The sequence below is a fragment of the Streptomyces sp. NPDC013317 genome (genome assembly GCF_055563155.1).
On record NZ_JBVHDX010000002.1, the window covers coordinates 613665 to 631250 of the forward strand.

The 17586-nt window shown below is 72.6% G+C and carries 18 protein-coding genes; 9 read left to right on the forward strand and 9 right to left on the reverse strand.

Annotated features, from left to right (window positions below; genetic code table 11):
* Nucleotides 1-276: 276 nt before the first annotated feature.
* Nucleotides 277-1743 carry a DUF3152 domain-containing protein gene (locus tag ACZ3IJ_RS07490; RefSeq protein WP_467466716.1) on the reverse strand — a complete coding sequence of 489 codons (1467 nt, stop codon included), beginning with the start codon at nucleotides 1741-1743 and terminating at the stop codon, nucleotides 277-279.
* An 8-nt stretch (nucleotides 1744-1751) separates the two neighbouring features.
* Nucleotides 1752-2783 carry an alpha/beta fold hydrolase gene (locus ACZ3IJ_RS07495; protein WP_467466717.1) on the reverse strand — a complete coding sequence of 344 codons (1032 nt, stop codon included), beginning with the start codon at nucleotides 2781-2783 and terminating at the stop codon, nucleotides 1752-1754.
* A gap of 135 nt (nucleotides 2784-2918) precedes the next feature.
* Here ACZ3IJ_RS07495 and ACZ3IJ_RS07500 point away from each other — a divergent pair, with 135 nt between their 5' ends.
* The 4 genes from ACZ3IJ_RS07500 (at nucleotide 2919) to ACZ3IJ_RS07515 (ending at nucleotide 4830) form a co-directional block, all read left to right on the forward strand.
* Entirely contained in the window at nucleotides 2919-3134 is a 216-nt protein-coding gene (locus ACZ3IJ_RS07500) for a hypothetical protein (protein ID WP_391798599.1), read from the forward strand.
* 147 nt (nucleotides 3135-3281) lie between these two features.
* Nucleotides 3282-3941 (forward strand): TetR/AcrR family transcriptional regulator, encoded by a 660-nt coding sequence (locus ACZ3IJ_RS07505; RefSeq protein ID WP_467466718.1) that lies wholly within the window; start codon nucleotides 3282-3284, stop codon nucleotides 3939-3941.
* 186 nt (nucleotides 3942-4127) lie between these two features.
* A complete protein-coding gene (locus ACZ3IJ_RS07510; RefSeq protein ID WP_467466719.1) occupies nucleotides 4128-4355 on the forward strand; it encodes a DUF3107 domain-containing protein in 228 nt (75 codons plus the stop codon).
* Between the two features lie 205 nt (nucleotides 4356-4560).
* On the forward strand, nucleotides 4561-4830 hold the full coding sequence (locus ACZ3IJ_RS07515; RefSeq protein ID WP_467466720.1) for a hypothetical protein: 270 nt from the start codon (nucleotides 4561-4563) through the stop codon (nucleotides 4828-4830).
* A 138-nt stretch (nucleotides 4831-4968) separates the two neighbouring features.
* Here ACZ3IJ_RS07515 and ACZ3IJ_RS07520 read toward each other — a convergent pair whose 3' ends face one another.
* Complete coding sequence (locus ACZ3IJ_RS07520; RefSeq protein WP_391798602.1) at nucleotides 4969-5748, reverse strand: ferritin-like fold-containing protein; 780 nt, start codon at nucleotides 5746-5748, stop codon at nucleotides 4969-4971.
* Nucleotides 5749-6236: 488 nt separating this feature from the next.
* Between ACZ3IJ_RS07520 and ACZ3IJ_RS07525 the strand changes: the two genes are divergently transcribed.
* Both ACZ3IJ_RS07525 and ACZ3IJ_RS07530 read left to right on the forward strand, forming a co-directional pair.
* The gene (locus ACZ3IJ_RS07525; protein WP_467466962.1) at nucleotides 6237-8402 is read left to right on the forward strand and encodes a DEAD/DEAH box helicase; all 2166 of its coding nucleotides are present in this window, start codon (nucleotides 6237-6239) and stop codon (nucleotides 8400-8402) included.
* Between the two features lie 94 nt (nucleotides 8403-8496).
* Nucleotides 8497-9381, forward strand: a complete 885-nt coding sequence (locus ACZ3IJ_RS07530) for an alpha/beta fold hydrolase (RefSeq protein WP_467466721.1) — start codon at nucleotides 8497-8499, stop codon at nucleotides 9379-9381.
* Here ACZ3IJ_RS07530 and ACZ3IJ_RS07535 read toward each other — a convergent pair.
* Nucleotides 9378-10316: an NYN domain-containing protein gene (locus tag ACZ3IJ_RS07535; protein WP_467466722.1), complete on the reverse strand. Its 939-nt coding sequence runs from the start codon at nucleotides 10314-10316 to the stop codon at nucleotides 9378-9380. The genes ACZ3IJ_RS07530 and ACZ3IJ_RS07535 overlap by 4 nt on opposite strands.
* A gap of 183 nt (nucleotides 10317-10499) precedes the next feature.
* On the opposite strand from ACZ3IJ_RS07535, the gene ACZ3IJ_RS07540 reads away from it, so the two are divergent.
* The gene (locus tag ACZ3IJ_RS07540) at nucleotides 10500-10652 is read left to right on the forward strand and encodes a hypothetical protein (protein WP_391798605.1); all 153 of its coding nucleotides are present in this window, start codon (nucleotides 10500-10502) and stop codon (nucleotides 10650-10652) included.
* Between the two features lie 90 nt (nucleotides 10653-10742).
* Here the strand turns inward: ACZ3IJ_RS07540 and ACZ3IJ_RS07545 are convergent, their stop codons facing one another.
* The 4 genes from ACZ3IJ_RS07545 to ACZ3IJ_RS07560 all read right to left on the reverse strand — a co-directional run bounded on the left by ACZ3IJ_RS07545 (nucleotide 10743) and on the right by ACZ3IJ_RS07560 (nucleotide 14439).
* Nucleotides 10743-11348 carry a MarC family protein gene (locus ACZ3IJ_RS07545; protein WP_361436347.1) on the reverse strand — a complete coding sequence of 202 codons (606 nt, stop codon included), beginning with the start codon at nucleotides 11346-11348 and terminating at the stop codon, nucleotides 10743-10745.
* Between the two features lie 700 nt (nucleotides 11349-12048).
* Nucleotides 12049-12912 (reverse strand): PHP domain-containing protein, encoded by an 864-nt coding sequence (locus ACZ3IJ_RS07550; RefSeq protein ID WP_467466723.1) that lies wholly within the window; start codon nucleotides 12910-12912, stop codon nucleotides 12049-12051.
* Between the two features lie 107 nt (nucleotides 12913-13019).
* Entirely contained in the window at nucleotides 13020-13658 is a 639-nt protein-coding gene (locus ACZ3IJ_RS07555) for a DUF6758 family protein (RefSeq protein ID WP_467466724.1), read from the reverse strand.
* A 196-nt stretch (nucleotides 13659-13854) separates the two neighbouring features.
* A complete protein-coding gene (locus tag ACZ3IJ_RS07560) occupies nucleotides 13855-14439 on the reverse strand; it encodes a suppressor of fused domain protein (protein ID WP_467466725.1) in 585 nt (194 codons plus the stop codon).
* 416 nt (nucleotides 14440-14855) lie between these two features.
* Between ACZ3IJ_RS07560 and ACZ3IJ_RS07565 the strand changes: the two genes are divergently transcribed.
* Both ACZ3IJ_RS07565 and ACZ3IJ_RS07570 read left to right on the forward strand, forming a co-directional pair.
* Entirely contained in the window at nucleotides 14856-15995 is a 1140-nt protein-coding gene (locus tag ACZ3IJ_RS07565) for a magnesium and cobalt transport protein CorA (protein ID WP_467466726.1), read from the forward strand.
* Nucleotides 15996-16208: 213 nt separating this feature from the next.
* On the forward strand, nucleotides 16209-16727 hold the full coding sequence (locus tag ACZ3IJ_RS07570; RefSeq protein ID WP_467466727.1) for a hypothetical protein: 519 nt from the start codon (nucleotides 16209-16211) through the stop codon (nucleotides 16725-16727).
* 25 nt (nucleotides 16728-16752) lie between these two features.
* On the opposite strand, the gene ACZ3IJ_RS07575 is transcribed toward ACZ3IJ_RS07570, so the two are convergent.
* Nucleotides 16753-17565 carry a hypothetical protein gene (locus ACZ3IJ_RS07575; RefSeq protein ID WP_467466728.1) on the reverse strand — a complete coding sequence of 271 codons (813 nt, stop codon included), beginning with the start codon at nucleotides 17563-17565 and terminating at the stop codon, nucleotides 16753-16755.
* Nucleotides 17566-17586 lie beyond the last annotated feature (21 nt).

Consider the following 17586-nt stretch of genomic DNA (forward strand, 5'->3'; position numbering starts at 1 on the left):
CGCTTCCCCTGCGACACCTGTTTCACACCCCCGCCCCGGCGGTTTCCCCCCCCCCCGCGGGGCGGGGGGGGGGGGGGGGGGGGGGCGCCGGCGGCGGGGGGGGGGGGGCCCCCCCGCGGGGGGGCCCCCCCCGCCACCGGAAGGGGTGAATGCACGTAACTTTCGCACCCTGGTCGCGTTCCGTCGCGCTACGAGGCGATTCGCGTACGCAGAGTCAGGCCACGGCCTGCCATGGCGCCGCCCGGGAACACCGGCCCCGGGGCGGACGGGTGGACGTCAGTTCCCGGGGTGGACCCAGGGGTTGGGACGGCACTTGATGCCGTCGATGTCCAGGGACTTGGTCTGCTGCTGCATCACGGGGGCGAGGGCGCCGGGGGTGCGGCAGCTGACGTGGTTGTTGCCGAGCCGGTGCCCCACCTCGTGGTTGATGAGCATCTGGCGATACGAGAGCATCGCCCGCGCTCCGAAGGTCTCCGAGCCCTGCGCCCAGCGGAAGGCGTTGATCATCACGCGGGAGGTGGAGGCCGAGTCGCAGGAGACGTTGTCGACGGTGGTGTCCAGGTCGGACTTCGCGCACCAGACGCCGGTGGTGCCGGGGCTGGCGAGCGTGATCACGAACTCGGGCTCGCCGCTGGAGATCCGCTCGAAGGTCATGGCGCCCTTGCCGGCCCAGCTCCGCTCGTCGTTGAGGGTCTTCTGCACGGCCTCGGCGAACAGCTTCGGGTCGAGCCCGAGCCCCTTCTCGACGTCGACGCGGTACCGGATCTTGCGCCCCTTGCCCGGCGCCCTGTCGAAGCCGCCCACGGCCTCGAACTCGCCGGAGCCCTTCAGCTTGGGGTCGATGGGGAACTGGCGCGCCATCAGCTGCTCGTACGTGGCCGGCTTGGCGGGCGCCACGGGCGCCGTCCTCGGGGGTGCGGGACGCTGGTCGGAGCGCGAGGCACCGCCCTGGTCGACGGCCCGGTCCGTGGGCCCCTCCGCCGAGCGGGCGACGGCGGTACCGGCGTCCTGGTCCGCGACCTGACCGGCCACGACGACAGCGAGGACGGTGGTGACGGCGGCGGCCGCGATGCCGGCGAACGCGCGGCCCTTGCCGCCCGACTTGGCCGGCGCCTCCTCGGGCTGCTCCTCCGGCAGGTCGTCGGGCAGGTCCTCGGGCTCCCGCTCCCTGCGAGGAGCGGGGATGAAGGGAGTGCGCCCGGTGGCAGCGGCGGCGGGACCGGCGGGACCGGTCCCGTCCGGGGCGTTCCCGCGGGTGCCCGGCCGGTCGCCGTAGCCGCCGGGCGGCCTGGGCATCGTCTCGGTGTGTTCGGGATGCCCGCCCCGTACGGCCGTGTCGGCGGGGGCGGTGTGGACCGGGGTGCCGTGCGTCGGCGTGTCCCAGACGGGACGGCCGCCGCCCTGGCCGCGCGCGCCGGGCTGCGGCGCCCCGTACGCGCCGGGTCGCTGCCCGTAGGTGCTCGGCCTGTTCCCGTAGGTGCTCGGTCCGATGCCGTAGGTGCTCGGCGCCTGCCCGTGGGGGCCGGCGCCCGGCCCGTACGGACGCGGGCTCCGCCCGTAGCCGTCCTGGCCGTACGGATCCGGCGGGTTCGTGCCCCGCGGCTCCTCGTACCGCTCCTGCGGTCCCGTGTCCTCGACGCCCTGCGCGCGCCTTCGGCGCCCCGTCCCCTGCCCCGCGGCCTCCCGCCGCCCCGGATCAGCGGGGGGTACGGGCGCGGGGCCCTTGCGACTATGTCGTCCCACGCCCCGGATCAGCTCCCGCCACTGTCGCCGCTGTCGCCGCTGCTGCCGCGCTTCTCTGCGTTCTCTACGCGGCCTTCGCTCTGTTCGTTCATTTCGATCAGTTCCCGTACGGCCTGGGCGACCGTCTCGGGGTACTCCATCATGGCCACATGTCCGGCGTCCGGGAGCGTCAGGAGGCGCGAGCCGCGGAACGCGGCGGCCGCCCTGCGCGCCATCCGGTACGAGACGAGCTGGTCACGGCCACCGTAGACGAGCAGCGTCGGGGCGAGCACCCGTTCCGCCTGCCGCCACAGTCCGTGTTGACCGCCCAGTGTGTACGCGTCGACGATGCCGCGCGAGGAGCGGGCCATGACGTCCCAGAAGTACGGGAGCTCCAGGCGTCGCTCCATCTCCTCCACGGCGTGCCGGAGTCCTTCGTCGGAGACCCTGGCGGGGTCTCCGTAACAGAGGGCGAGCATTCCGCGGACCCGCTGCTCCGGCGTCCAGTCCCTGGTCAGCCTCGCGAAGAGGGACGCGACGCCCGGCATCGCCAGGATCACGGTCGGCCACGCGGTGCGCTGGGCGCGCAGCTCGGGCAGGGCCGGGGAGACGAGGGTGAGGGTGCGGACCAGGTCGGGGCGGACGGCGGCGACCCGGGTGGAGACGGCTCCGCCGAGCGAGTTGCCGATCAGGTGGACCGGGCCGCGGCCGGAGGCGTCGAGGAACCGGATGACGGCCCGGGCGTGTCCGGTGACGGAGTAGTTGCCGTCGTCGGGCGGCGGGGAGTCGCCGAAGCCCGGCAGGTCGACGGCCTCTCCGTCGACGAGGTCGGCGAGCAGCGGCATCAGGGCCGACCAGTTCTGGGACGAGCCGCCGAGGCCGTGGACGTAGAGCGCGGGCGCGAGTCCCGGCCGGTCACCGGGGCGGGCCCGGACGGTGAGCGTGAGCCCGGGCAGCGAGACGGAGCGCAGCTGCTCGCCGTCGGCGACCCGCACGGCGCGGGTCCGCGACGAGGACGGTGCGGCGGCGGTCCGGGTCTCCGGCAGCTCGGTCGACGACATGGCCGCAATATTACGAGACGATCACGCGGGGGCGCGTGTGTGTGGCGTCACAGGTTCGGGTGCGCCGCACGGAGTGTGCTCCTACGCTCATAGGTAGGGCCATCGGAGAGGACCCGCATGCTGGAAGGAATCCGCATGACTGTCGATCCGAACGAGCCGGACACATTCGCCGAGGAAGAGGACGACGTGCTCGACGAGGAGATCCCTGAGGCCGACGCGGCGGAGCAGCGCGCCGAGGTGCAGCAGCGCGAGGACGAGCCGCACACCCATGTCGAACGGGACTCCGCGAACGAGGCGGACTCGTCCGAACAGGCACGTGTCGTCGCTCTCGACGAGGACGACTACCGCTGATTCGTTCGGTTTAATGTTGGATCGCCTATCGCCCTCGGCGTCCGGTCCGTGAAATTCTGCGTCCGCACCGCGCACAGCCGGGTTACCCAAAAGTACGATGGCGGGCGCGGCGCCACACAGCGCATGGATCGATTTTTGGGAGGCGGCGTGACAGCCATCGAGCAGACAGAGGCAGCACGCCCTCGGGGCACGCGCCTGCCGCGCCGAGCCCGAAGGAACCAGCTGCTCGGGGCGGCCCAGGAGGTGTTCGTCGCCCAGGGTTACCACTCCGCCGCGATGGACGACATCGCGGAGCGGGCGGGCGTCAGCAAGCCCGTGCTCTACCAGCACTTCCCGGGGAAGCTCGAGCTCTACCTGGCCCTGCTCGACCAGCACTGCGAGGCGCTGCTCCAGGCCGTGCGCACGGCCCTGGCGTCGACGACGGACAACAAGCTCCGGGTCGAGGCGACGATGGACGCGTACTTCGCGTACGTCGAGGACGAGGGCGGCGCGTTCCGGCTCGTCTTCGAGTCCGACCTGACCAACGAGCCGGCCGTGCGTGAGCGCGTGGACCGGGTCAGCCTGCAGTGCGCCGAGGCGATCTCGGACGTGATCGCCGAGGACACGGATCTGTCCAAGGACGAGTCCATGCTGCTCGCCGTGGGTCTCGGCGGTGTGTCGCAGGTCGTGGCGCGCTACTGGCTCTCCAGCGAGTCGACCATCCCGCGCGACAAGGCGGTGGCGCTGCTGACCTCGCTGGCATGGCGCGGTATCGCGGGCTTCCCCCTGCACCCGACCGACGGCCAGCCGCTCACCGACGGCCGCTGAGCCCGGTTCGGCGCGCTGCTGAGCCCGGTTCGGCGCGCTTCCGGCCGCCGGGCTCGGGGGTGTTCGATCCCGGATGTTCGCTCCTGGCGTTCCGCCGGTGCGCCGTGCGGATCGCCTCACCGGGCTAATGTGTGCAGCGTACGGCGCGGTAGACGCGCAACGCTGACCGTTCGGAGGGACATAGCCGTGGAGGTCAAGATCGGCGTGCAGCACGCACCCCGGGAGATCGTTCTGGAGAGCGGGCAGTCCGCCGAGGAGGTCGAGAGCGCGGTGTCCGACGCGCTGGCCGGCAAGGCGCAGCTGCTCAGCCTCACGGACGAGAAGGGCCGCAAGGTCCTGATCCCGGCCGACAAGATCGCGTACGTGGAGATCGGCGAGCCGGCGGTGCGCCGGGTGGGCTTCGGCGCGCTCTGAGACGTACGGAGAAACAGGGGAAGGGCTTGGCGGATTCGATCCGCCGGGCCCTTCGTCCGTTCGGGTGGGCTCGGGGTCCGGTCCGGTGCGCGGACTCGGGCAGAAGGTGCAGGTGAGGCGGGCGAGGAGGATTGCGTCGGAGTCGGTTCGGGTAGGACCGCCTACGACCGAATGTCCCGCCCCGCACCGCACGCGAGGTGATCACGTGTTCCTGGAAGCCCTCGGCTCCGCCCTGCTCGGACTCGCCCTGGCCTGGGCCGCCGTGCACCGGCTGCCCGACCGCCTCCCCGCACGTGGAGTCGTTCTCACCACGGGCACGCTCGGCGCCGTCTTCGGCGCACTGGTGACCCATGGCGCGCTCGGCCCCGGCCACGCCCTGGCGACGCTCATCGGGGCCGTGGCGATCGCGACGGTCCTGCTCTCCCTGCTGATCCGCCCGGCCGCGCGCCGTCTGCGCCGATCAGCGGCGGCGTGAACAGCGCCCACCCCCGGCACACCACGAACAGGCCCCCACGAACGGACGTCGGCGGCCCCGCGGATTGATCCGCGGGGCCGCCGACGTCCGTGTCGCGGTATGCGTGTCGCGGTGTGCCGCGGACCGCGGGCAGCGGTGTTACGCCGCCAGGCCCAGCGCGGCCATCCGCTTGGTGTGCGCCTCGGTGATCCGGGAGAACATCCGGCCGACCTCCGCCAGGTCGAACCCGGCGGCCATGCTGTCGACCCCGCCGACGAGCATCGTGGACAGGGCGTCGCGCTCGGCGACGACCCGCTGGGCCTGCGAGAGCGCCTCGCCCATCAGCCGGCGCGCCCAGAGCGCGAGCCGGCCGCCGACGCGCGGGTCGGCGTCGATCGCGGCGCGGACCTTCTCGACGGCGAAGTTGCCGTGGCCGGTGTCGTCGAGGACCGACAGCACGAGGCGGCGCGTGTCGGAGTCGAGCCGCGCCGCGACCTCGCGGTAGAAGTCGCTCGCGATCGAGTCGCCGACGTAGGCCTTGACGAGACCCTCCAGCCAGTCCGAGGGCGCGGTCTGGCGGTGGAAGTCGTCGAGGGCCTTGGCGAACGGCTCCATCGCGGCCGTCGGCTCGGCGTCGACGGCGGCCAGCCGGTTGCGCAGCTGCTCGAAGTGGTGGAACTCGGCGGAGGCCATCTTCGCCAGCTCCGCCTTGTCCGCGAGGGTCGGCGCGAGCTTCGCGTCCTCGGCGAGCCGTTCGAAGGCCGCGAGCTCGCCATAGGCCAGCGCGCCGAGCAGGTCGACGACCGCGGCGCGGTAATGCGGCTCTGCGGACGCGGTGGCCCAGTCCTGGGCGGCGATGCCGGTGAGCTCCTCGGTGGTCTCTCCGGTGGTCGCTTCCGCGTTCTCTTCGGCGGGCGTGGCGTTGTCAGGCGTCTCCATGAAGCGCACAATAGCCCGCTCCCCGACGCGCCCAGGGCGCCGGTCAGTCACTGTGACCGCGCCCTCATCACCAATTGTCCCAACACACATGCGCGAATCCGGGGTACAGTGGTAAAGCGCCTGCTGAGTATGCGGACAAGTTTTCGCACGTTCGGACGTACTCGGTGGGCCGACTCATGAATGAGGATGCCCGGTCGGTGGCCCGACTGGCTCCGACCCGACAGCCCTCCCAGCGCACCCGCAGGAGGGTCCCTCAAGCGGCACGACGCTCGAGCGACGGCAGTGGTCCCGCGCCACCCGGCTGTGATCCTTACGTAGATCCGGCCGGAAGCGAATCGGCACGGTACGACCCCCAGCGTTCGCCTCGCGCCGCGTCTCACAGAAGAGGCAGCACCCTGACTACGACTTTCCGAGAGCTCGGGATCCTTCCCGAGACGGCCGAGGCGCTCGAAGCCGTCGGCATCGTGTCCCCCTTCCCCATCCAGGAGATGACCCTCCCGGTCGCCCTCTCCGGCACCGACGTCATCGGCCAGGCCAAGACCGGCACCGGCAAGACGCTCGGTTTCGGACTGCCCCTCCTGGAGCGCGTCACCGTCCCCGCGGACGTCGAGGCCGGCCGGGCCAAGCCCGAGCAGCTGACCGACGCCCCGCAGGCCCTGGTCGTCGTCCCCACGCGCGAGCTGTGCACCCAGGTCACCAACGACCTGCTGACCGCCGGCAAGGTCCGTAACGTCCGCGTGCTCGCCATCTACGGCGGCCGGGCGTACGAGCCCCAGGTCGAGGCGCTCAAGAAGGGCGTCGACGTCATCGTCGGCACCCCGGGCCGCCTGCTCGACCTGGCCGGCCAGCGCAAGCTGGACCTGTCGCACGTCAAGGCCCTCGTCCTGGACGAGGCCGACGAGATGCTCGACCTGGGCTTCCTGCCCGACGTCGAGAAGATCATGAACATGCTTCCGGCGAAGCGTCAGACCATGCTGTTCTCGGCGACCATGCCGGGCGCCGTCATCGGTCTGGCCCGTCGCTACATGACGCAGCCGACGCACATCCGCGCCACGTCGCCCGACGGCGAGGGCGTCACCGTCGCCAACATCAAGCAGCACGTCTTCCGCGCGCACTCGATGGACAAGCCGGAGATGGTCTCCCGCATCCTGCAGGCCAACGGCCGCGGGCTCGCGATGATCTTCTGCCGTACGAAGCGCACGGCGGCCGACATCGCCGAGCAGCTGCAGCGTCGCGGCTTCGCCTCCGGCGCGGTCCACGGCGACCTCGGCCAGGGCGCGCGCGAGCAGGCCCTGCGCGCGTTCCGCAACGGCAAGGTCGACGTGCTCGTCTGCACCGACGTCGCCGCTCGGGGTATCGACGTCGAGGGCGTCACGCACGTCATCAACTACCAGTCGCCCGAGGACGAGAAGACGTTCCTCCACCGCGTGGGCCGCACCGGCCGCGCCGGCGCCAAGGGCACGGCCGTCACCCTGGTCGACTGGGACGACATCCCGCGCTGGCAGCTCATCAACAAGGCGCTCGGACTGGACTTCCACGAGCCGGTGGAGACGTACTCCAGCTCCCCGCACCTGTACGAGGAGCTGGACATCCCGGCGGGCACCAAGGGCGTCCTGCCCCGCGCCGAGCGGACCCGTGCGGGTCTGGGTGCGGAGGAGCTGGAGGACCTGGGCGAGCCGGGCGGGCGCGGTCGCAAGAAGGCGGCCGCACCGGTGGCCGAGGAGCGTCCCGAGCGTACGCGCACCCCGCGCCAGCGCCGCCGGACGCGTGGCGGCTCCACGGCCGGCGAGGCGGTGGAGACGACCACGGCTCCGACCACGGCCGCGGCTCCGGCCGCCGTCGCCGACCCGGCGGCGGAGGACGCGGCGGCCGCGCCGCGCACCCCGCGCCGCCGTCGCCGTACCCGCGCCACGGCCGTGTCGAACACCGCCGTGTCGAACACCGCCGTCTCCAGCGCCGCCGCGCCGGCCGTCGAGGCCGCCGCCCCGGTCGTACCGGCCCCGGTCGCGGAGGCAGCCGCCCCCGCCGCCAAGGCTCGGGTCGCCAAGGCCCCGGTCTCCGTGGTCGCGCAGGCCAAGCCGGTGGACGAGGCCCCGAAGGCGGCCCCGCGCCGCCGTCGTGCGCGCATCGTGCCCGAGGTCGAGACGGTCACCTTCCAGACCGTGGAGACCGCGGCCGCCGCCCTCGCGGCGGCGAAGCCGGCCGCCGAGGTCATCGAGCCGGTGACCGAGACGGTCGAGGAGCCGAAGAAGGCGCCCCGCCGTCGCGCGGCGAAGAAGGCCGTCGTGGCCGAGGTCGTGGAGGTCGTCGAGGCGGCCCCCGCCGCCGAGGTCACCGAGGAGCCGAAGAAGGCGCCCCGTCGCCGTACGGCCAAGAAGGCCGTCGCGGCCGAGGCCGTCGCGGTCGTCGAGGCCCCGGCCGTCGAGCCCGTCGCCGAGGAGGCCCCCAAGGCCCCGCGCCGCCGGACGGCGAAGAAGGCCGTCGCCGCCGAGGCCCCGGACGCGTCCGAGCCGAAGACGGCGCCCCGCCGCCGTACGACGAAGAAGGCCGCCGCCGCTCCGGCGGAGGCCGCGGTCGCCGAGACCGCCGAGGCCCCCAAGGCCCCGCGTCGTCGGACGACGAAGAAGGCCGCCGCCGCGCAGCCCGAGAGCTGACGCGCCGACGCACCCCCGTAGTGGCCCGGTCCCTCCCCAGGGGCCGGGCCACTGCGCCGTCCTGCCCCCGCTGAACAGCGGTTACAGTCCCCTTATGAGCAAGCCCCGGTCCCTGGCGCTGCCGCCGCGCACCCGTGCCCACCGGCTTCGGACCACGCGCGGCGACTTCGCCGTACTGGACACCGTGCCCGCGGGCGAGACCCGCGGCACGGTGCTGCTGCTGCCCGGCTACACCGGCAGCAAGGAGGACTTCCTCGCCCTGCTCGGCCCGCTCGGCGAGGACGGTTTCCGTGCCGTCGCCGTCGACGGGCGCGGCCAGCACGAGACCCCCGGGCCGCGCGGACGCCACGCCTACAGCCGCCGCGCCCTCGCCCTCGACGTGGTCGCGCAGGCCGCCGCGCTCGGCGACGGGCCGGTGCATCTGCTCGGCCACTCCTTCGGCGGACTGGTGGCCCGCGCCGCGGCGGAGCTCGCGCCCGCCGCGTTCCGCTCCCTGACGCTGCTCTCCTCGGGGCCCGGCCGGGTCGCCCGCCCGCAGCGGATCAGGGTCCGGGCGCTGCGCGGTGCGCTCGCCGTGCTGCCCAAGGAGCGGGTCTGGCTGGCGACGCGCTGGCTGGACAGCAGGGGCGAGGAGCCGGGGACCACCGACCCTCCGGAGATCGTACGGTTCCTGCGGCGCCGCTGGATGGGCACCCGCATCGCCCAACTTGCGGGCGCGGGGCGGCTGTTGCTGCGCGACCCGGACGGTACGGCACGCCTCGCCGCACTGGCGCTGCCGGTGCACATCGCGTACGGCGCGGAGGAGATGGTCTGGCCGGTGCCGGGCCTTGCCGCGGCGGCGACGAGCGTGGGCGCGCACCACACGGTGGTCGCGGGCGCGGGCCACTCCCCCAACGTCTCCCACCCGGAGGAGCTGGCGGCGCGTCTGGCGGCCTTCTGGTCGCACGTGGACGCGACCGCGGCCGGAGCGGTCGGCTAGGACCGCGGCTGAAGCTGGGTCTGCAGGTGCTGCCAGAAGCCGTCGCGCAGCGCCCTGCGCAGCGCCGCGTGGCCACGGAGGGAGCGGCTGAGGAGCTTCTCGGCCTCGATGAGCAGGTCCTGGTCGACGGGTCCCGGCAGGTACGGGTGTCCCGGCAGCAGCTCGGCCATCGCGTCGCCGCCCCGTTCGGCGAGCCAGACCGCGGCGATCTGGGCGCCGACGAAACGGACCTCCTCGCGGGAGGGCGGGGGCTCGCCCTCGTTCTCGTACGTCGTGACGGGGCGTCGCGTGACGTACGGGCGGCAGAAGTCGAGGTCGAAGGTACGGCGGCTGTCGACCTCCCAGAGCAGCGGCTCGGCCTGGTTGCGCCCTTCGGCGGCCTCGATGCCCCAGAGGTGGACGCGGGCCCCGTAGCCCTGCGCGGCCTCGACGGCCGGCACGAGGTCCTCGTCACCGCCGACGAGGGCGGCGTCGCTGATGGCACGGTGCCGGGCGAGGGACTCCAGGTCGGAGCGGATGAGGGAGTCGACGCCCTTCTGCTGGTTGTTGGCGTTGAGGTTGCCGAGCCGGACCTTGACGTCGGGAAGTTCGGCGATGGTCTGCTGCTCGGGCGTGTGGATGCGGCGCCGGGCGCCGTCGTACCAGTAGACCCGCAGCAGCCGGCTGTCCGCGAAGATCGTGCGGGCCTTGTCGATGAAGGCCTCGATGAGCCCCTCGGCGTCGAGGTCGAAGGAGCGCCGGTCCTCGGTGCCCGCCACCAGCAACCCGGCCGAAGCGTAGACGTAACCGGCGTCGACGAAGATGGCATGGGTCGAGGGGGTCTTCGCCACCTCGGCCAGCATCCGCCGGAGGAGCTCATTGGTGTGCTCCAGGCGGTCGCGCAGGTCGTGGACGGGGTCACCGGACGGCGTGGGGGAAAGCTCGGCGTCGTTCATACGGGCCTCATTCTGCGCCGGTCGCGGGGTTCCCGCCAACGTCCCCTACCGCTTAGTAGTTAGCCATCCAAAAAATTTCCTTAGCGTAGGGAATGTTTGCAGGATGCATCCCGTTGGATGTCTATGTAGCACGCAACACAGTTCTCCAACAGGAGGATCAACTCCAGACGAAGGGAGAAGCCCATGCGCTTCGAAATCCTGCGACTCGACGACATCGACGGCACGCCCGTCGACCGGACCGTCGTGGACGCCGCCTCCGTCAACCGGATCGTGCAGCAGGCCGCCTCGATCGGCCAGCGCATCTGGATCCGCCCGGCCGACACCTCGGCCTCATAACAGGCACAGCTGAGACGCACCGCGCCCCCGCATGGACTCCGTGGAAACGGAATCCGTACGGGGGCGCAGTGGCGTGCGGGGCCTCGTGGGTCAGGCCCCCTGGATGACCTGGGTGACGCCGTTGATGATCTGCTGCACGGCGATGGCGGAGAGCATCATGCCGGCGAGCCGGGTCACGAGCACGACGCCGCCGTCCTTGATGACGCGGATGATCAGCAGCGAGTAGCGCATGGTCAGCCAGAGGACGACGTGCATGGCCACGATCGCGGCCCAGACCGAGACCTGCGCGCCGACGCCGTCGGCGTGCTGCACGGCGAGGATCACGGACACGATCGCACCGGGCCCGGCGAGCAGGGGCATGCCGAGGGGCACGAGGGCGACGTTGACGTCCTTGGTCTGCTTGGGCTCGTCGGTCTTGCCGGTGAGGAGGTCGAGTGCGATGAGCAGGAGGAGCAGACCGCCGGCGATCATCAGAGCCGGTACGGAGACGTGGAGGTAGGCGAGGATCTGCTGCCCGAGGATCCCGAAGACGGTGATGACCCCGAAGGCTACGGCGACGGCCTGCCAGGCCATGCGCCGCTGCACCTTGGCGGGGCGGCCGGAGGTGAGGCCGAGGAAGATCGGGGTGATCCCGGGCGGATCCATGATCACAAAGAGGGTCAGAAACAGCGAGCCGAATACGGCGACGTCGAACACGGTGTGCCTTGCGTGATGGGGTGTACGAGTGGGTGATGGGGTGGTGGGGGTGCGCGCACCGGGGGCCCGTGGCGGCGTGACCGCTCACCGGCCCGAGCAGGCCCCCAACGGGAGCCAGGCGCCGCCCAGGCGGCCGTGCCGGCCGAGGACGGGCCCTTGCCAGGGCCGGACACCAGCGGGAGCCCGCACCGACCGAGGACGCGTGCCTGCCCGGAGACCGGCCGCCGACCCGGGCCGGACACCGGCCGGAGCCGGACACCAACGCGGAGCCGGACCCCTGCCGGAGCCGGACACCCGCCGGAGGCAAAGCCCTGCCGGAACCAGGCCCCGGCTGAGGTCGGACCCCGCCTGGAGCCGGACACCAGCCGAGGCAAACCCCTACCGGAGCCGGACATCAGCGCGGAGCCGAACCCCTACCGGAGCCGGACACCAACGCGGAGTCGAACCCCTGCCGGAGCCGGACATCAGCGCGGAGTCGAACCTCGGCCGGAGGCAGGGCCCGGCCAAGGACCGACCCCCGGCGAAGCCGGGGCACTGTCGAGGGGCGGTCTGCTCTGGGGCGCCGGGCCCTTTCGGGCCAGGTGGCCTGCGGGGGCTGCGCTCTGACGAGGTGCCGGGGCGCTGGAGTCGCCCGGGTCGCCGCGTCGGACACGACGGGCGGGCGCGGGCCGGCCCCTGACGGGGCAGGTGGCGCGGTGCGCTAGCGGGGTCCTCCGCCGGCGCCGGGGACCGGGAACGCTCCTGTGGCACGGCGGGTGATCTCGCCGTAGATCTCGGGATCCGTCACGTACTCGCCGAGCCCGCACGTCTTGCGGCTGCCGTGGTAGTCGCTGGACCCCGTGGCCAGCAGTCCGAGCTCCTTCGCCAGCCCCCGCAGCCGCGCCCGCGTCGGCTCGTCGTGGTCCATGTGGTCGACCTCGATGCCGTCGAGGCCCGCCTCGGCGAGCCGCGCGATCGCGGACTCCGGAACGACCTCGCCGCGCTTGACCGCCGCCGGGTGCGCGAAGACCGTGACTCCGCCGGCCGCCTTGACCAGGCGGACCGCGTCGAACGGGTCGAGCTCGTGCTTCCGCACGTACGCCCGGCCGCCGTCCGCCAGCCACTCCGGCGTGAACGCCCCGGACACGTCCCGTACGACGCCGAGTTCGACCAGCGCCTCCGCCACGTGCGGGCGGCCCACCGAGCCGTCTCCCGCGATCCGGGCGACCTGCTCCCACGTGACCGGTACGCCGAGCTCCTGGAGCTTGCCGACCATCGCCCGCGCGCGCGGGACCCGGTCGTCCCGGACCAGCTCGCGCTCGGCGGCCAGCTCCGGCTCCTCGGGGTCGAAGAGGTACGCGAGCATGTGCAGTCCGACGCCGTCCACGCGGCAGGACAGCTCCATGCCGGTGACGAGCGTCAGCCCTTCGGGCAGCGCCGCGATGGCGTCCGCGTACCCGCGCGTGGTGTCGTGGTCGGTGAGGGCGACGACGTCCAGCCCGGCGCCCGCCGCGTTGCGGACGAGCTCCGCCGGGGTGTCCGTGCCGTCCGACGCCGTGGAGTGGGTGTGCAGGTCGATGCGCACGACGCGATACTCCAGGGCTCGAAGGGCGGACGAAGGGGACGCTCCAGCATAACCGGCGCACCGCGCACGCCCACCCGCGCGCACCCGGCCCCGCCCGCGCCCCTGCCCTACGTCAGCAGACGCGGCGTCAGCGCCCCGCACGGCAGCAGTTCCACCTCGGCGCCCGCGTCCCTCAGGTCCGTCAGCACCAGTTCGTCGTACATCAGCAGTCCCGACTGCTCCGGCCACACGATCGCCCACAGCCACAGGCCGCGCGCCTCCCCCGCGAAGACCGCCCGGTCCTGCGGGGTCCCGGACACGTGCCACAGCGGCGTCGGCCGACCCGCCGCGAGCACCTTGGTCTGGGCGGGCTTGTCGATGGCCATCCCCGCACCGGGGTCGGGCCCGTCGATCCCCGCGTACCGCGCTCCGAGTCCGACGCCCAGCTCCTCCGCCACGAGCAGCAGCTCACCGATCCCGCCCAACGGCCCGGGACCCGAACAGGCGACGGCGGTCGCACGGCCCCCGCTGCGATCGTCACCGGCGTACGCGACCCCGGTGAAGAGCCAGCCGACCGGCAGGGGCCACGGCATCCAGACCGGCACCTGAGCCCGGTGCACCACGACACCGAGGGCCTCGACGCTGGGCGGGATCACGGGCTGCAGCGGGTGCACCGAACCATGCACGTCGCACTGCCAAGAATCGGCAAAAAGACCGGGCGCCCTGACCCGGCCACCGCACTTCGGGCAACTGGGTTCGCCCCTCATAGAGCCCAACGGTCCTACCCCGCCGCGCCCGCGTCAAGGACGATCACCCGTCCGGACCGACCAGTTCACCCCGAGTGATACACACCACGGCGCACGCGTCGGTCCGGCACCTCCGGCACCTCTGGCACCGCAGGCATCCTCTGCAACACCGAACCCACCGGCTCCACCGACCCACCGGGTCCACCGGCCCAGTCGGTCAGTCCAGCGTCACCGACCGCCGCAGCGGGTCACGCAGGTCGGTGCCGTTCGCCAGCCAGCGCTCCTGGAGCGCGTCCGCCCCGTGCACCCGCTTCCACGCCGCCTCGTTGGACGTCATCGGCAGCAGCGGCAGGAACCGGACCGGATCCATCGGGTCGTCGAGGTCCAGGTCCTCCACCAGACCTCCCGGCTCCGCTACGAGCACCGAGCTGAACGGCGCCCCGGGCCAGAGGGGTTCACCCACGTCCAGCGAGGCGCCGGAGGCCACGACGACACCCTCGACCTGCGGGGTCGACGCGAGCACGGCGAGCGGCCGCAGCACCTTGTCGGTGTCGGCGAGCCCGGCCCGTACCGAGAGCACCAGCTCCGCGCGCGGGCCCTTCACCGGATCGGCGAGCGCGGCCGTCGGGTCGGTCATCGGGTACGCGGACATCCCGAGGGTCGCGTATCTCACGACGTCGCCGTCGATGAAGCGGAGCACCTCGATCCGGTCCGTGCCGAGAAACGTCACCGCGGCGCGCGCGTCCGGTTCACCGAGCGCCGAACGCAGCCGGGCCTCGACCAGAGCAAGAACTTCTCCCATGCGGTGAGCATAAAGCGCGTGGGAAACGGGCAATGGAAGGGATTGACCCTCTGTCGGCTGATAGTCTTGGCCGCTGGTCGGTACTCCCGACCAACTCGTCATCCCCCAAGGGGGACCGGCCGGAGGAGGTGGGGCTGCGTGGATCGAAGTCGATCGGGCAGTACCAACCGCTCTTCCGCCCCCGCACCCCAGCCCGGTGCGTTCCTCCCGGTGATCTGAGGCCTTCCGCATCCGGTCCGCCCACCGTCACCCGGCATCTCGCACGACGGAAGAGCACTTCGCCTTTGCCTGTCTGTAGCGAACGCCGTCACCGCGATCCCGCGGTGCCGCCCGCTTTGTGGACGACGTAGCACCACGTCCCCATTCCGGGCTGTGCCACGCCTCGCCGACGGCTTCTCCGTGAAGGAGCATGCCAAATGTCGATGATCCGTGACCTGCGAGCCGCGGTCCGCCCCTCCCTGCGCCCCTCCCTGCGCAAGCCCACCGCCGGCAGCGCCTCGCCGTACGCGAACTACGACGCGACCCGCGACCCGTCCGCCTCCAGCGCCGTCGTCGACTGCGCGGTCTACCGCGACGGGCGGCGTGTGGACGACCGTGCCTGCCTCACCCCGCGCGGCGCGATGCGCCAGGTACGGGAGAGCGGCGGCTTCGCCTGGATCGGCCTGCACGAGCCGACCGAGGCCGAATTCGCCGGTATCGCGGCCGAGTTCGGGCTCCACCCGCTCGCCGTGGAGGACGCCGTCCACGCCCACCAGCGACCGAAGCTGGAGCGGTACGACGACACCATCTTCACCGTCTTCAAGACGATCCACTACGTCGAGCACGCCGAACTCACCGCCACCAGCGAGGTCGTCGAGACCGGCGAGGTGATGTGCTTCACCGGCCCCGACTTCGTCATCACCGTCCGGCACGGCGGGCAGGGCTCGCTGCGCAACCTCCGCCACCGCCTCCAGGGCGAGCCGGAGCTGCTGAGCAAGGGCCCGTCGGCCGTGCTGCACGCGATCGCCGACCATGTCGTCGACGGCTACATCGCCGTCGCCGACGCCGTCGAACTCGACATCGACCAGATCGAGATCGACGTCTTCTCGCCGCCGGCGAAGGGCTCCACGCGCGGCACGGACACCGGGCGCATCTACCAGCTCAAGCGTGAGGTACTGGAGTTCAAGCGGGCCGTCACCCCGCTGCTGCGCCCGATGGCGCTGCTGAGCGAGCGCCCGATGCGGCTGGTGGACCCCGACATCCAGAAGTACTTCCGCGACGTCGCCGACCACCTCGCGCGCGTGCAGGAGCAGGTCGTCGCCTTCGACGAGCTGCTCAACTCGATCCTCCAGGCCAACCTGGCGCAGGCGACCGTCACGCAGAACGAGGACATGCGCAAGATCACCTCTTGGGCGGCCATCATCGCCGTCCCGACGGCGGTCTGCGGTGTGTACGGCATGAACTTCGACCACATGCCCGAGCTGGAGTGGAAGTACGGCTACCCGATGGTGCTCGTCGGCATCACGGCGATCTGTTTCGCCATCCACCGCACCCTCAAGCGCAACGGCTGGCTCTAGGGCGTGTTGCGAAAGTCCCGCCTGCCCCGCGACGCCTGGCACGCACGCTCGCTGCGTTGTCGGGATCGTCCGAGTACACCCGGTACGAGGACGACCCTCCGCCTTGCGATCGCACGCACCAGACGCCGCGGGGCCCGCCCTTCGGGCGGACGGCGCTACTTTCGCAACACGCCCTAGGCGTCCGACCGACCGGCTCTCGATAGGCTGCGGGGCATGACAGACACGCTGCTCGGCCCCGCCCTCGTCGAGGAGGCCACGAAGAAGTCCGGCCTCATCTGGGTCCGGGGGGCCCGGGGCGACGCCCCCGCCGCCCGCGCGCTCTGGCACGTCTGGCACGAGGGCGCGGCGCACGTCGTCGGCGACGGTCCGGGCGAGCAGCCGCTGCCGGGGCTCGTGGCGGGCTCGACGGCCGAGGTCACGGTCCGCAGCAAGGACAAGGGCGGCCGTGTCGTCGCCTGGACGGCCGCGGTGAGCGAACTGGCTCCGGGTACGGAGGAGTGGGACGCGGCGGTCGCCGAGCTGAAGGGCAAGCGCCTGAACGCGACGGACGGCGAGGCGATGCCGCAGCGCTGGGCGCGAGAGTGCCGCGTCCTCCGGCTGGCCCCGCTGGACTCGACCACGGACCTGCCGACCGGCTCGCTCGCGGCGGTTCCGCAGCCCTCGGACGCGCTCACGCGCCGCCCGGTGCCCGCGGCTCTCCCCCGCCTGCTGTTCAAGCGCCGCAAGCGCTGACCCCGGTACCGCGCCCGCCCGGAGGTCAGGTACGCGGCAGCTGTTTGCCGTAGTCCAGCGTCTGGCCGGGCGCCGGGGCCTCCAGCGGGAAGTCCTTGTCCCACTCGGAGAGGACGACCACGCCCGCTCCGCCGCCGCGGGCGAACTGGAGCGGGAACGGGGTGCCCTCCAGGGCGACGTCCAGCGTGCCGCCCTCGCCGTCCTCGCCGCCCTTGACCTTGACCGTACGGATGCCGCCGATCCTGTCCCGGTCGCCCTTCACGACCTCCCCGTGGAGGCCGATCAGCCCGTCCAGGAGGAGGTCCATGTCGGTGAAGCCGCGGAGCTGCTTGTACGAGGGGTCGTCCTGCGGCACCTTGACGTACTTGTCCTGGAGCTTGTCCGCGGCCTCGCTGTCGGCCTCCGAAGGGGTCTCCGACCCCTGGCCGCCGCCGTCGCCCGCGCCGTCACCTTCGCCGCCGCCCTCGCCGTGCGTCCAGAACGCCGCGTCGGCCTTCATGTAGAGCGCGTCGCCGACCCGCAGCAGTTCGAACGTGCTGTTCTTCGTCACGACCGAGCCGGTCGCGCCGTCGTCCTTGAGGCGCATGTTCAGCTTGAACGTGCCGCCCTTGCTGACCAGCGTCCCGGCGAGCCGGACGGCCTTCGCCGCGTCCGCCGCGGACTGCGCCTTCTCCTCGATCGCGTCCGGAGCCAGCTTCCCGATCCCGTTCGTCCCCTCGTCGGGATCCTCCGCGCAGCCGGTGAGTCCGGCCGCGAGACCGGCGCAGAGCGCCAGCGGCAGGACGGCCCTACGGATGCGCGCCCCGGGGACGCGCGCGGCGGTGGGGAGAAGGGGCACCTGCGCTGCCTCTCGTCGTCG